10 protein-coding genes are annotated in these 12,894 nt (G+C 59.7%); 3 read left to right on the forward strand and 7 right to left on the reverse strand.

Translation table 11 applies throughout. The features are described from left to right. The first annotated feature begins 13 nt into the window (after positions 1-13). Positions 14-1,555 (forward strand): alkaline phosphatase D family protein, encoded by a 1,542-nt coding sequence (locus tag AC3IX1_RS04015; RefSeq protein WP_489387210.1) that lies wholly within the window; start codon positions 14-16, stop codon positions 1,553-1,555. A 121-nt stretch (positions 1,556-1,676) separates the two neighbouring features. Here the strand turns inward: AC3IX1_RS04015 and AC3IX1_RS04020 are convergent, their stop codons facing one another. Together AC3IX1_RS04020 and AC3IX1_RS04025 are read right to left on the reverse strand one after the other, a co-directional pair. Then, on the reverse strand, positions 1,677-4,205 hold the full coding sequence (locus tag AC3IX1_RS04020; protein ID WP_489387211.1) for a PepSY domain-containing protein: 2,529 nt from the start codon (positions 4,203-4,205) through the stop codon (positions 1,677-1,679). A 133-nt stretch (positions 4,206-4,338) separates the two neighbouring features. Beyond that, positions 4,339-6,699, reverse strand: a complete 2,361-nt coding sequence (locus AC3IX1_RS04025) for a TonB-dependent receptor (protein WP_489387212.1) — start codon at positions 6,697-6,699, stop codon at positions 4,339-4,341. 207 nt (positions 6,700-6,906) lie between these two features. Between AC3IX1_RS04025 and AC3IX1_RS04030 the strand changes: the two genes are divergently transcribed. Both AC3IX1_RS04030 and AC3IX1_RS04035 read left to right on the forward strand, forming a co-directional pair. Next, a complete protein-coding gene (locus AC3IX1_RS04030) occupies positions 6,907-7,587 on the forward strand; it encodes a Fe2+-dependent dioxygenase (RefSeq protein WP_489387213.1) in 681 nt (226 codons plus the stop codon). Between the two features lie 30 nt (positions 7,588-7,617). Next, positions 7,618-8,346: a tetratricopeptide repeat protein gene (locus AC3IX1_RS04035; protein WP_489388684.1), complete on the forward strand. Its 729-nt coding sequence runs from the start codon at positions 7,618-7,620 to the stop codon at positions 8,344-8,346. 33 nt (positions 8,347-8,379) lie between these two features. On the opposite strand, the gene AC3IX1_RS04040 is transcribed toward AC3IX1_RS04035, so the two are convergent. The 5 genes from AC3IX1_RS04040 to AC3IX1_RS04060 all read right to left on the reverse strand — a co-directional run bounded on the left by AC3IX1_RS04040 (position 8,380) and on the right by AC3IX1_RS04060 (position 12,885). Beyond that, positions 8,380-9,543 (reverse strand): type III PLP-dependent enzyme, encoded by a 1,164-nt coding sequence (locus tag AC3IX1_RS04040; RefSeq protein ID WP_016986476.1) that lies wholly within the window; start codon positions 9,541-9,543, stop codon positions 8,380-8,382. A 154-nt stretch (positions 9,544-9,697) separates the two neighbouring features. Beyond that, positions 9,698-10,105 carry a hypothetical protein gene (locus AC3IX1_RS04045; RefSeq protein ID WP_489387214.1) on the reverse strand — a complete coding sequence of 136 codons (408 nt, stop codon included), beginning with the start codon at positions 10,103-10,105 and terminating at the stop codon, positions 9,698-9,700. A gap of 81 nt (positions 10,106-10,186) precedes the next feature. Next, positions 10,187-10,948, reverse strand: a complete 762-nt coding sequence (locus tag AC3IX1_RS04050) for a hypothetical protein (protein ID WP_489387215.1) — start codon at positions 10,946-10,948, stop codon at positions 10,187-10,189. Between the two features lie 132 nt (positions 10,949-11,080). Beyond that, positions 11,081-12,235, reverse strand: a complete 1,155-nt coding sequence (locus AC3IX1_RS04055; protein WP_489387216.1) for an osmoprotectant ABC transporter ATP-binding protein OsmV — start codon at positions 12,233-12,235, stop codon at positions 11,081-11,083. After that, positions 12,232-12,885, reverse strand: a complete 654-nt coding sequence (locus tag AC3IX1_RS04060; protein WP_489387217.1) for an ABC transporter permease — start codon at positions 12,883-12,885, stop codon at positions 12,232-12,234. Before AC3IX1_RS04060 ends, AC3IX1_RS04055 begins: the two co-directional genes overlap by 4 nt. Between the last annotated feature and the right edge of the window lie 9 nt (positions 12,886-12,894).

Consider the following 12,894-nt stretch of genomic DNA (forward strand, 5'->3'; position numbering starts at 1 on the left):
CAGGGAGAACACCATGAGCGATTTCAACCTCGGGCGCCGTCGTGTCATGCAAGCGGTCGGCGCCGGGCTGTTGTTGCCGGGGCTGGCGCCGGCGGTCATCGCTTCGGTCAAGGATCGGCCGCAACTCACCGACGGTGTGCAGTCCGGCGACCTGCTCGGCGACCGGGCGATCATCTGGAGCCGCTGCGATCGCCCCGCGCGGATGGTGGTGGAGTGGGACACCCGCAGCCTGTTTCCCAACCCCCGGCGATTCGTCTCGCCGCTGGCCGATGCGCGCACCGATTTCACTGCCCGGGTCGAACTCACCGGACTGCCCGCCGACCAGGCGATTTTCTATCGCGTGCAGTTTGAAGACGCCCAGAGTGGCATTGCCAGCGAGCCTTGGTTCGGTCACTTGCGCAGCGTGCCGCAAACCCGCCGTGACATCCGTTTTGTCTGGAGCGGCGACACCGTCGGCCAGGGCTTCGGCATCAACCCGGACATTGGCGGCATGCGCATCTACGAAGCAATGCGCCTGCGTCTGCCGGATTTCTTTATCCACAGCGGCGACACCATTTACGCCGACGGCCCGATCCCGGCGCAGCTCACCACGGAAGGCGGCCGGGTGTGGCGCAACATCACCACCGAAGCCAAGAGCAAGGTCGCCGAGACCCTCGACGAGTACCGCGGCAACTACCGCTACAACCTGATGGACGAAAACATCCGTCGCTTCAACGCCGAGGTCCCGCAGATCTGGCAGTGGGACGACCACGAAGTGGTGAACAACTGGTCGCCTGGCAAGCAGCTGGATGCGCGTTACCAGGACAAAGATATCCACAGCCTGGTGGGCCGCGCACGCCAGGCCTGGCTCGAATACGCGCCGATGCGTTTGCAGAGCGGCGATGGCGGCGGGCGGATCTATCGCAAGCTCGGCTACGGGCCGCTGCTCGATGTTTTCGTGCTCGACATGCGCAGTTATCGCGGGGCCAACGATGACAATCTGGGTACTGAAAAACCCTTCCTCGGTCGTGAGCAACTGGACTGGCTCAAGCGGGAAATGCAGAACTCGAAGGCGCAATGGAAAGTGATCGCCGCCGACATGCCTATTGGCCTCAGCGTGCCCGACGGCGAAGTCAGCCCCGGTGTCGCGCGCTGGGAAGCGGTGGCCAACGGTGACCCCGGCCCGGCCCAGGGACGTGAACTGGAAATCGCCGAACTGCTCGGTTTCCTGCGGGCGCAGCAGGTGCGCAATTTCCTGTTCCTGACCGCGGATGTGCATTACTGCGCGGCCCATCACTACCACCCGGATCGGGCGGCGTTCCAGGATTTCGAACCGTTCTGGGAATTCGTCGCCGGACCGCTGAATGCCGGTAGCTTCGGACCGAACGCGTTGGATAAAACCTTTGGTCCTGAAGTGGTGTTCGAGAAGGCGCCGCCCGCGCAGAACGTCTCGCCGTTTGCCGGGTTTCAGTTTTTTGGCGAGGTGAATATCGATGGGCAGAGCGGGGAGTTGAGCGTGGTGTTGCGGGATCTGGACGGGGTGTCTGTATTCGAGCGCAAGTTGCAGCCAGTTTGACCGACACATGACCCCCCTGTGGGAGCGAGCTTGCTCGCGATGACGATGTGACATTCAACATGGATGTTGGCTGTCAGTACGCTATCGCGAGCAAGCTCGCTCCCACAGGGAACTCAGTGAATCAGTACACGTCGCGGCGGTAGCGGCCCTGTTCGATCAGGCGCTCCACTTCGGCGGCGCCCAGCACCTCGTTGAGCACCTGGTCCACGCCCGAAGCCATGCCTTGAAGGCTGCCGCAGATGTAGATCACCGCACCGTCCGCCAGCCATTTCTTGAGCTCGGCTGCCGATTCACGCAAGCGATCCTGTACGTAAACCTTTTCGGCCTGGTCGCGGGAAAATGCCAGGTCCAGGCGCGCCAGATCACCATTGATCAGCCACTCCTCCAGTTCCTTTCGGCACAGGTAGTCGTGCTCGCGATGGCGCTCGCCAAACAACAGCCAGTGACGTTGCTGACCGTCGGCAATCCGGGCCTTGAGCAGGCTGCGCAACCCGGCCAGCCCCGTGCCATTGCCCAGCAGGATCATCGGCACCGGTTGGGCCGGCAGGTGGAAACCACTATTGCGCCGCACGCGCAGGCTGATGGAACTGCCCACGGGCGCGTGTTCGGTCAGCCAGCCGGAACCGACGCCGAGGTTGCCGTCGGCATGCACTTCCTGACGCACGATCAATTCCAGCACGCCATCGGCCGGGATCGACGCAATGGAGTACTCGCGCATGGCCAACGGCACGAGGGCCTCTGCCAGCGCCTGGGCGTGCAGGCCGACCAGGTGGGCGCGGTTCTCCGGCAACTGGCGGCTGGCCAAGGCCTGTTCGAGGGTTTCTTCCAGGCCGTTGAGTTGCACCTTGGTTTCACCATGGATCCCCATGCCGTCGAGGAAGTGCTCGATGGCCCACGGGCAATTGCGCGGCATCACTTCCACCAGGTCGCCCGCCAGCCAACTGCTGGTGGAAGGAGACTTGAGGCCCAGCAAGTACACCGGCGAACCACTGCTGTCCGGGTTGAGCAATTCACGATGCAGCAGGGTCCAGTTGTCGTAGCTGGGCGCTTGCCAGGTATCCACGGGGGCCTGGCCGGTCAACAGGCCCAGTTGCTGTTGCCAGTGGCGCAAGGCGTAAGGGTCACCGCTATCGACTTCCACCGGGGCGAACAGGGTCTTTGCGCCATGTTCGCCCAACCAGGCGTGCAGGCGTTTGGCGAAACCGCAGAAGTGTTGATACTGCCGGTCGCCCAACCCCAGGACGGCGTAATTCAGGCGTCCCAGGCTCGGTGCCCGGCCCAGTACCTTGCGCTCGAAACCGCGGGCGCTGTCCGGTGCTTCACCGTCGCCGAAGGTGCTGACGACGAACAAGGCATTGTTCGACTCATGCAAGTCCTGCTCGCTGACGTCCGCCAATGGTTGCACTTTTACCGGCAAGCCCGCAGCCTGCAATTGTCCGGCGGTCTGCCATGCCAGCTGCTCGGCAAAACCACTTTGGCTGGCGAAGCCGATCAGCCACGCCGGCGCATCGCTGGCGGTTTGCACGAGGTCTTTGCGCGCATCCTTGATCTGGCGTTTTTTACGGCGACGATCCAGGTACAGCATCCAGCCGGTGACGAAGAACAGTGGCATGGTCAGTGAGGTGATGGTCAGGAGGATGCGCCCGACGATGCCGAAGTAACTGCCAACGTGCAGCGCATAGATGCTGGTCAGCAGTTGCGCCTTGAGGCTCTTGTCGCTGTAGCGATCAACCCGTTTGACCACGCCGGTGGCCGGGTCGAGGGTGATCTGGTTCAGGGCACGGTCGTGAGGCGAAGTTGTCAGCAGGAAATACACGGTCGCTGGTTGGCCGGCCACGGGCGGCATGCGCACGTTATAGGAACTGAGTTGCGGACCGGCCGCGCTGTAGATGCTGCTCCACATCGCCGCGTAATCGGCCGTCGGTGCCGGACCGCTCGGCGCAGGGCCGCGTCCGCCGCGCACGCGTTCGTTCTGTGGTGAGTCGGAGAGCAAGCGGGTCAGCCCCTTGTTGTACCACTCGTAGGACCAGGACAACCCGGTCAGCGCTGCCAGGAGGTAAAACACCAGGCACCAGGTACCGGCCACCGAGTGCAGGTCCCAGTTGAAGCTGCGGCCCTTTTTCTTCCAGTCCAGGGTCAGCCAGGCGCGCCAGCTTCTCCACTGGCGAGGCCAGCGCAGGTACAGGCCGGACAGGCAGAAGAACACCAGGATCAGCGTGCACGCGCCGGTGATCTGCCGACCCGTGTCACCCATGGCGAGGAAGCGGTGCAGTTGCAGCATCAGGCCGAAGAAGCCCTGGCCGGTGGCGTCGCCGAGGAACTCGGAGGTGTACGGGTCGAAGTAGCGCATCTCGCCACGGCGTTCACCCGGCGGCGGGGTGAACCACACTTTGGCGGCGTTACCGCTGTCGGTTTCCACCGTGAGCATCGAGACTTTTTTGCCCGACGCGGCTTCGATTCGCTCCACCAGTTCGGCGGGCGGCAGCACACCGGCGACCTGTTTTTCGACCTGCAATACAGACGGGTTGAGTGTGCTCAGGATTTCATCCTGAAACGACACCGCCGCCCCGGTGATGCCCATCAGGGCCAGGACCAGCCCGGCGCTGATGCCGAAAAACCAGTGCAACTGGAACAGGGTTTTCTTCAACACGTCGCTCGCCTTGTTCGTTCAAATTGATTCATCACGGCGCGCATTATGCCGTGGGGTTGTCGAGAAGCATTCTTTTTTACGCACAAAAGCCCCGTTCATCTGGATGAACGGGGCCTCGGGCTTCACACCTCTATCAGAAGTGGAAGTTGGTGCTCAGCAAAGTGGTACGACCGGCCGCCTGGTTGGCGAAGTGAGTCGAGAACGCCTTGTCGTAGTAGGTTTCGTCGGTCAGGTTCTGCACGTTCAGTTGCAGGTCGACGTTCTTGGTCAGCTTGTAGGCCGCCATCGCGTCGTAACGAACATAGGAATCAACCATGGTGGTGTTGGCGGCACTGCCGAACACGTCATCGACATAGAACGCACCGCCACCGATGGTCAGCTTCGGCGTGACTTGATAAGTCGTCCACAGGCTGGCGCTGTTTTTCGGCGTGTTAGGCAGTTCGTTGCCATCGTTGGCTTTGTTTGCTGGCATGTCGCCGCCATCGACTTGCTCGCTGTCCATGTAGGCGTAGCCGGCGAAGACCTGCCATTTGTCGGTGAGCTTGCCGGTGGCCGACAGTTCGACACCTTGAACGCGGGTTTTGCCGACGTTTTCGTACGTTGTGGTGTTGGTCTGCACACGAGCGTTTTCTTTCTCGGTGCGGAAGATGTCGGCGGTCAGGGACAGACGATCGTTCAGCAGGTCCCACTTGGTACCGATTTCGTAGTTCTTGGTGGTTTCCGGCTCCATGTCGCTGCTCAGCAGGTTGCCGTTGCGATCCGTAGTGCCATTCTGCGGGTTGGTTTCTACGCCTTCACCGAGGGTGTTGCCCGGTGGGGTGGCGGACGTTGCGTAGGAGGCATAGATGCTGCCGTTTTCCGCTGGTTTGTAGACCACGCCGAATTGGCCAGTGACGAACTCGCTGGTGTCCTTGCCTTTGGCGGCAGTGCCTTTGGTCACGACCGTGGCGCCGGAACCGTCAAAGGTGCGGTAATTGGTGTCGAAGTGGTCGTAACGCAGACCCATGTTCACCAGCCACTGCTCGGACAACGTCAGGGTGTCGAAAACGTACAGCGCGTAGGTGTCGGCCTTGGTGTTGGTGCCGGCGTAGTTGCGCGAGATGGCACCGTTCCAAGGATCGTTTTGATTAGGGTTGGACAGCGAGGTGCAGTTGTAACCGCTAGGCGCACCGATCATTGCCGGGGAGCAGTTGGTGCCTGATGGATTCGTTGAGGTCGTTGGGGTCAGTGGTGTGGTGTCCGTGTTGACGTTGTACGAGGATTTTTCATTTTCCTCGTGGGTGTATTCGACACCAGTGGAGAAGCTGTTCTTGAACCCGGCGATGTACACATCACCAAACAGATCGGTCTGGTTGGTGGTGGTCTCGGTGTTGCTCACGCGGGTGTTCGCCCGGCGCCAGACGCTGCCGTTGTTGGCGTTGCCTTTACTGTCGTCCGGCTGGGTCAGGATGTAATCCTGCATGCTGGAGCCGTGACGCAGGGTGTTCTTGATGGTCAGCGAGTCGCTCAGGTCGTGCTCGATGGCAAAGGTTGCCGTGTCGGTGCGGGTCTTGCGGAAGTCGCGATCGGTCAGGCCGTAGAAGTTGCTGCTGTCGCCGCCGGCGTAAGGCTTGTCCGGATTGGACTTGGTGCGGTCGGCCGTCTTGCCCGACGCAGGAACGGTGTACGGAATACCCGAGTCAGGCGTGTCGTTGCTTTCGAGGTGGTAGTAGTCGAGGTTGACGCGTGTGTCCGTACCCAGGCCGAAGGCCAGGGACGGTGCGATACCCCAACGGTCGTATTCGACACTGTCACGCCCGGCGACGTTGCTCTCGTGGCTCAACAGGTTCAGACGGCCGGCGGCGGTGTCGCTGAACTGGTAGTTGCCGTCGAAGGTGTAGCGCTGGGTCTGGTCGGAGCCCCAGGTGAAACCACCGTCGAGCGAATTGCCCAGGTGAGCTTTCTTGCTGACCAGGTTGATGCTGCCGCCCGCAGCGCCACGGCCGCCGATGGCCGAGTTCGGGCCCTTGCTGACTTCGATCGATTCAACGGCGAAGATTTCGCGGCTCTGGGAACCGGTGTCGCGCACGCCGTCCAGGTAGGTGTCGCCCTGGGCGTCGAAGCCACGGATAAACGGACGGTCGCCTTGCGGGTTGCCACCTTCACCGGCACCGAAGGTGATGCCTGGAACAGTACGCAATGCGTCCTGCATGTTGAGGGCGCCCGTGTCTTTGAGAACCTGTTGCGGAATGACCGTTACCGAGCGCGGCGTGTCGATCAGCGGCGCGGTGTACTTGGGCGAGGAGGCTTTCTCTACGTTGTAGGTTGTCTCGTCCTGGGCTTCGCCGGTGATGGCGGTGGCACCCAGCGAAATCACTTTGTCCGGTGCTTTTTCGTCGGTTTTTTCCGCCGCGAAAACCATGTGGCCCGCAGAGCCGGCAGTAATCGCCATGCCGATGGCCGATGCGAGCAAACGTGGTGAACTGACCGGTACTTGTGGTTGTTGACGCGACATTTGAATTCCCCTCCCCAAGGATTTGAGGCGGCGGAATATAGGGTAAATACGTATTTGTAACAATTGCGAAACATTGCTATTCGCACTGAATTTACATTCTTTACAATTTAACCTTACGGTTTTTGCTGACTCATTCGTCAGATGGGTTTTACATAGGCAATAAGAATCAATACCATTGGCGCCCCTTTGTTTTCAGGTGTCTTTGTCATGCTGCTGCACATTCCCGGCCTGTTCGAAAAAGACGAGGTGCGGCGCATTCGCGAGGCTCTGGAACAAGCCGATTGGGCCGATGGCAAGATCACCGCCGGCTACCAGTCGGCCAAGGCCAAGCACAATCTGCAGCTGCCTGAAGGGCATCCGCTGGCCAAGGAGATCGGCGCGGCGATGCTGGAGCGGCTGTGGAAAAATCCGCTGTTCATGTCAGCTGCCTTACCGCACAAAGTCTTTCCTCCGTTGCTCAACTGTTACACCGCCGGTGGCAGTTTCGACTTCCATATCGACAACGCGGTGCGTCAGCCCAAGGGCGGCATCGAGCGGGTGCGTACGGATTTGTCCGCCACGCTGTTCTTCAGCGAGCCGGAGGATTACGACGGCGGCGAGCTGGAAATCCAGGACACCTTCGGCACCCAACGGGTGAAGCTGCCTGCCGGCGACATGGTGCTGTACCCCGGCACCAGCCTGCACAAGGTCAACGCGGTGACACGCGGAACGCGACTCGCCTCGTTTTTCTGGACCCAAAGCCTGGTGCGTGAAGACAGCCAGCGCGCCCTGTTGTTCGAGATGGACGGGGCAATCCAGCAACTGACCCGCGATGTGCCCGATCATCCAGCGCTGATCCGCCTCACCGGTACCTATCACAACCTGTTGCGTCGCTGGGTCGAGGTGTAAGTGGCGGATTTTCGTTTACGCCGCGAGGAAATGCTCGACGGTGAGCGCCTGCGCGCGATGCTCGACGAAAGTCCGGCCCGGGCGGCCCAGGCCATCCTGATCGCCGCACGAGAAGGTGAGGTCGAAGCTCAGGCTTTGCTCGGGCAGATCCTGCTCGACGGCCAGGGGATCGCGCAGGACCAGCCGCTGGCGCTGAGCTGGTTCGGCATCGCCGCGCGACGCGGGCATGTGATGGCGCGCAATATGCTCGGCCGTTGTCATGAACATGGCTGGGGTTGTGTTGCCGACGCATCGCTAGCGGCCAGGCATTATCGACTTGCCGCCACTGCAGGGCTGGATTGGGCGATGTACAACTACGCCAATCTGCTGGCGACCGGTCGCGGGGTGGTTGAGGATCAGCTTCAAGCACTGAAGCTCTATCGCCGTGCGGCTGAGTTGGGCCATGCAAAATCGATGAATCTGTTGGGGCGGTATCTGGAAGAAGGGCGGGTTTGTCCCGCGGATCCGGCAGCGGCTCGTGACTGGTATCGACGTTCGGCCGAGGGCGGGGATTTTCGCGGGCAGTTCAGCTTTGCGGCGGTCTTGACCGACGAAGGGAATATCGAGGAAGCGTTGGTCTGGCTGCGCAAGGCGTTGGCCGGTGGCAACCTGAATTTTTTGCGAGTGGCCTGTAAGGCATTGTCAGCCGCTAATGTTCCACAGATTCAGGCGATGGCAGTGGACTACAAAAGACGAACCGAACAGTTGGAGACCCTATAGGAGCGAGCAAGCTCGCTCCTACAGTAGTTGCCTTTATACGTAGAACGACTTCAGCGGCGGGAAGCCATTGAACTCGACGGCGCTGTAGCTGGTGGTGTACGCACCGGTCGACAGCCAGTACAGGCGATCACCGATGGCCAGGTTCAGTGGCAGGCCGTACTTGTAGTTTTCGTACATGATGTCGGCGCTGTCGCAGGTAGGACCGGCGATGACCACTTCTTCCATCTCGCCCTTTTTCTCGGTCCAGATCGGGAACTTGATGGCTTCGTCCATGGTTTCGATCAGGCCGGAGAATTTGCCCACATCCGTGTACACCCAGCGCTCTACCGCGGTACGGGATTTACGCGCGACCAGCACCACTTCGCTGACCAGGATACCGGCGTTGGCGATCAACGAGCGGCCTGGCTCGAGGATGATTTCCGGCAGGTCATCACCGAAGTCTTCCTTGAGGAAGCGGATGATTTCCTCGGCGTAGGTTTCCAGGCTGTTGGTGCGGGTGATGTAGTTGGCCGGGAAGCCACCGCCCATGTTGATCAGTTTCAGGTGGATGCCGTCTTCTTCCTTCAGACGCTCGAAGATCACTTTGACCTTGGCGATCGCGGCGTCCCAGACGCTGATGTCGCGCTGTTGCGAGCCAACGTGGAACGAAATGCCGTAAGGCACCAGGCCCAGGTCGCGGGCGAGAATCAGCAGGTCCATCGCCATGTCGGTCTGGCAGCCGAATTTGCGCGACAACGGCCAGTCAGCGGTGGTCGAACCTTCAGTCAGGATGCGTACATAAACTTTCGAACCTGGCGCGGCCTTGGCGATGTTGCGCAGGTCGGCTTCGGAGTCGGTGGAAAACAGGCGCACGCCCTTCTCGTAGAAGTAGCGGATGTCCTTGGATTTCTTGATGGTGTTGCCGTAGCTGATACGGTCGGCGCTGACGCCGCGATCCATCACTTTGTCCAGTTCGTAGATCGAGGCGATGTCGAAGCTCGAACCTTTCTCTTTGAGCAGGTCGATGATCTCGACGGCCGGGTTGGCCTTGACCGCGTAGTAGACCTTGGCGAATTCGAAACCGGCGCGCAGGTCGTCATAGGCCTGGCTGATCATCGCGGTGTCGATCACCACGAACGGGGTTTCCTGCTTGTCGGCGAACGCCTTCATTTTGTCAAAAGTGGCGCGCGCGAAATAATCTTCGACCTGGATCGACATACTTGGGACTCCTAGTGGCAAACATTAGTAATCAATGGGTGCAAATGAACGTCCTCCGTATCCCCACTTTGGTTCGCCTACTTCCCAAGGCATGTCGCCGAAAGCAAAAAGGCCATGGGAAGTGCTGCTTTCCCTTGGCCTTGCTGTCTCGTCGTCAGTACTTGAGCCGGATGGATCGTTTCCAGCATGGACGTTCGGCGCGAACTTTAGGGCGTGAGGGGCTTGAGATCAACAAAAAATGTCGCGTTTTTGCACGCTTCTGACGTGCGTCGCGCACATCACTCTTTGTAGCCGACCGAGATGACGGACAGATGTTCCCCGAGAATTTTTCAGTGTTAAAAATACCTGCACGTTCGACGCTGATATCCGCTAGATTCCAGGTAACTACAATAGCGTCAACATCCTGGACGTTCCCCGCAAAGATGGCGGTCATGGGGTTATTTGCGCGGTCTTGAAGGGTGAGGTGGCGAGCATTTGTTGAGGGCAGGTGTTCATTTTTTTTTCCAGGCGCGGAGGAAGGGGAATCACCCATTAAAACTGGCCGGGCATTCAGTCCAGCCATGGCAATTGCAGTCCATCGCCGGCAAACCTGCCGTACCTCGTGCAAAAAATCCGACGCCTGCCTTGACCCCGCCGATTTGACTCAGGATTTCTCGATTGACTTGCACAGTACCACCCGATCCTTGAGGTGCAGTTCATCCGGGAGTGAAACTTTGTTCATCGCCAGAATGAAATCCATCCACTGGTTTTGTTGTTTCAAAAGGCGCTCAAGCTGTTTTTCACTTGAACCGTTTGGGGGGTTGTCAAAGACATAGGGGTGGCAGCCGGAGAAACCGTTGGGCACCGTGGAAAGAAGCGGGTAATCACGCTCGTAATCAATGTTGCTCTTGACCATCGTGTAGGTCTGCCAACTGGTGTACGACAACACGCCTAGTACAAAAATGCCTAGCAGGGGGAGCGCGATCCGCCACCGCAGTGGTGTGGGAAAGGCTTTGGCCAAGGCTCTGCGAGTCATGAAATCGGTAATTTTCTTTCCATTCACCAGAACCTGCACAACTTCGAAATCGCGCGGGTTGTAGATCGATATCTCTACTTCTTCATTGGGCGGAACCTGTTTGAGTACCAGTTCCTTGTCCGCAGCATTGTGTTCCCATTTCACGGCTGCCTCGTGTCGGGAATAAGTGATTCGAGGGACGAATTCGAAGTTTCCCCGATACAGCAATTTGACGTCGGCCAGGGTTGTATCCGACTCGTTGTAAAGCGCAATTTGGGTACAGGTGTAGCTGTTGTTCCCAGTCACCATCTCTGCTGGAGCGTGAAACAGATAAGGTCCCATTGTTGTCCAGCCAATGGCGTCCGGCAGGTCTTTACGTAGCGAATTCAGTGCTGCAATTTGATCGATCATCCAAGTGTCCTTGATCGGTTCACGCGGACGTTATTATCCGCAAGCCAAGATGCTATCGGCATGTATGTGTTCCGATCAATTCAACTCATTGCAGATGGTCAAGGGCTGCTATGGCAGCCCCATTTCAAATGATCACGCCACCGCCTCGGCCGGCGACACGATATTGGTCTTCATCCCCCGCGAACGTCCTGAACTCAGATACGCCGCAATCGACTCCTGCGTGACCTCGCCGAGGAACACCCGCTCGGCATCCATCACCGGCAACCACGCCCGATTGAACTCGTACATGCGCGACAGCAGGATGCGCAAATGTTCGTCGTACGCCGCCGTGGCATTGAACTCGCGTTGGTACTGCGCGCAGGTGCCGGTCTGACGGTGCAGGTCGCGACGTCGTACATAACCCAGGGCTTTATTCTCGGCGCAAGTGACCACCACGTAGCGTCGGTCATGCTCGTCCATCAACTCCAGCGCTTCGGCCACCGGGGTTTGCGGGCTGACGGATGGCGCGTTGTCCGCCGCATCTTCGGCTTTCACCAACAGCAGACGCTTGAGCGTGCTGTCCTGGCCGACGAAGTTGCTGACAAAGTCATCAGCCGGGTGCGCAAGCAAAGTGTCCGGGTGATCGATCTGCAACAGTTTGCCGGCGCGGAAGATCGCGATCTTGTCGCCGAGTTTGATCGCCTCGTCGATGTCATGGCTGACCATGATCACGGTCTTGTTCAGCGCCCGCTGCATTTCGAAGAACTCGTTCTGGATCATCTCGCGGTTGATGGGGTCGACCGCGCCGAACGGTTCGTCCATCAGCAACAGTGGCGAATCGGCGGCCAGTGCGCGAATCACGCCGATCCGCTGCTGCTGGCCACCGGACAACTCCCGCGGATAGCGATGCAGGTACTGCTTGGGCTCGAGCTTGATCATGCTCATCAACTCGCGGGCGCGGTCGTGGCATTTCTGCTTGTCCCAGCCGAGCAGTTTCGGCACCACGACGATGTTCTCCTCGATGGTCATGTTCGGGAACAAACCGATCTGCTGGATCACGTAGCCGATGTTGCGGCGCAGGGTCACTTCGTCGAGGCCGGTGGTGTCTTCGCCGTTGATCAGGATCTTGCCCGAGGTCGGTTTGATCAGGCGGTTGATCATTTTCAGCGTGGTGCTTTTACCGCAACCCGATGGCCCGAGGAACACGCAGATTTCGCCTTCATTGACGGTCAGGCTTACCGAGTCCACGGCTTTCACATCTTTGCCGTTGCTTTGGAAGGTCTTGCTGAGGTTTTGAAGTTCGATCATTTCAGGAGTCCTTTTGGAGTCAGCGAGCGTTGCAGCACTTGCAGAGCGAGGTCGGCGATGATGGCCAGCAGGCTGACCAGCACGGCGCCGACAATCAGCATCGACATGTCGCTGCGGCTGATGGAAGCGAGGATGAGCACGCCCAGGCCGCCGGCGCCGATGGTGGCGGCGATGGTCATGACGCCGATGTTCATCACCACGGCGGTGCGCACACCAGCGAGGATCACCGGCACGGCAATGGGCAACTCGACCATGCGCAGGCGCTGGCCGAAGGTCATGCCGATGCCGCGGGCGGCTTCGCGGATGCCCGGTTCGACGCTGGTCAGGGCCAGGTAGGTGTTACGCATGATCGGCAGCAGCGAGTACAGGAATACCGCGGTAATCGCCGGCATCGGCCCCAGGCCCTGGCCGAATTTGGAGTAGAACGGCAGCAGCAGGCCGAACAGGGCAATCGACGGCACGGTCAGCAGCACCGTGGCGCTGGCTTGCAAAGGCCCGGCGAGACTTGGGAAGCGGGTCATCAGGATGCCCAGCGGCACGCCGACCAGAATCGCCAGGGTCACGGCAATGCCGACCAGGGTGATGTGTTGCCACGTCAGGTGTAAGACCAATGGCCAGTCGAGATGGGAAAAGGCGTTCAGGAATTCCATGACTTTTCC

The sequence above is a fragment of the Pseudomonas sp. KH_046_2 genome (genome assembly GCF_057838985.1).

What these genes read in the sequence shown, in the direction of transcription:
- AC3IX1_RS04055 (WP_489387216.1), bottom strand. Translation starts at nt 12,235, where the DNA reads ATGATCGAACTTCAAAACCTCAGCAAGACCTTCCAAAGCAACGGCAAA.
- AC3IX1_RS04050 (WP_489387215.1), bottom strand. Translation starts at nt 10,948, where the DNA reads ATGATCGATCAAATTGCAGCACTGAATTCGCTACGTAAAGACCTGCCG.
- AC3IX1_RS04040 (WP_016986476.1), bottom strand. Translation starts at nt 9,543, where the DNA reads ATGTCGATCCAGGTCGAAGATTATTTCGCGCGCGCCACTTTTGACAAA.
- AC3IX1_RS04015 (WP_489387210.1), top strand. Translation starts at nt 14, where the DNA reads ATGAGCGATTTCAACCTCGGGCGCCGTCGTGTCATGCAAGCGGTCGGC.
- AC3IX1_RS04030 (WP_489387213.1), top strand. Translation starts at nt 6,907, where the DNA reads ATGCTGCTGCACATTCCCGGCCTGTTCGAAAAAGACGAGGTGCGGCGC.
- AC3IX1_RS04025 (WP_489387212.1), bottom strand. Translation starts at nt 6,699, where the DNA reads ATGTCGCGTCAACAACCACAAGTACCGGTCAGTTCACCACGTTTGCTC.
- AC3IX1_RS04060 (WP_489387217.1), bottom strand. Translation starts at nt 12,885, where the DNA reads ATGGAATTCCTGAACGCCTTTTCCCATCTCGACTGGCCATTGGTCTTA.
- AC3IX1_RS04035 (WP_489388684.1), top strand. Translation starts at nt 7,618, where the DNA reads ATGCTCGACGGTGAGCGCCTGCGCGCGATGCTCGACGAAAGTCCGGCC.
- AC3IX1_RS04045 (WP_489387214.1), bottom strand. Translation starts at nt 10,105, where the DNA reads ATGGCTGGACTGAATGCCCGGCCAGTTTTAATGGGTGATTCCCCTTCC.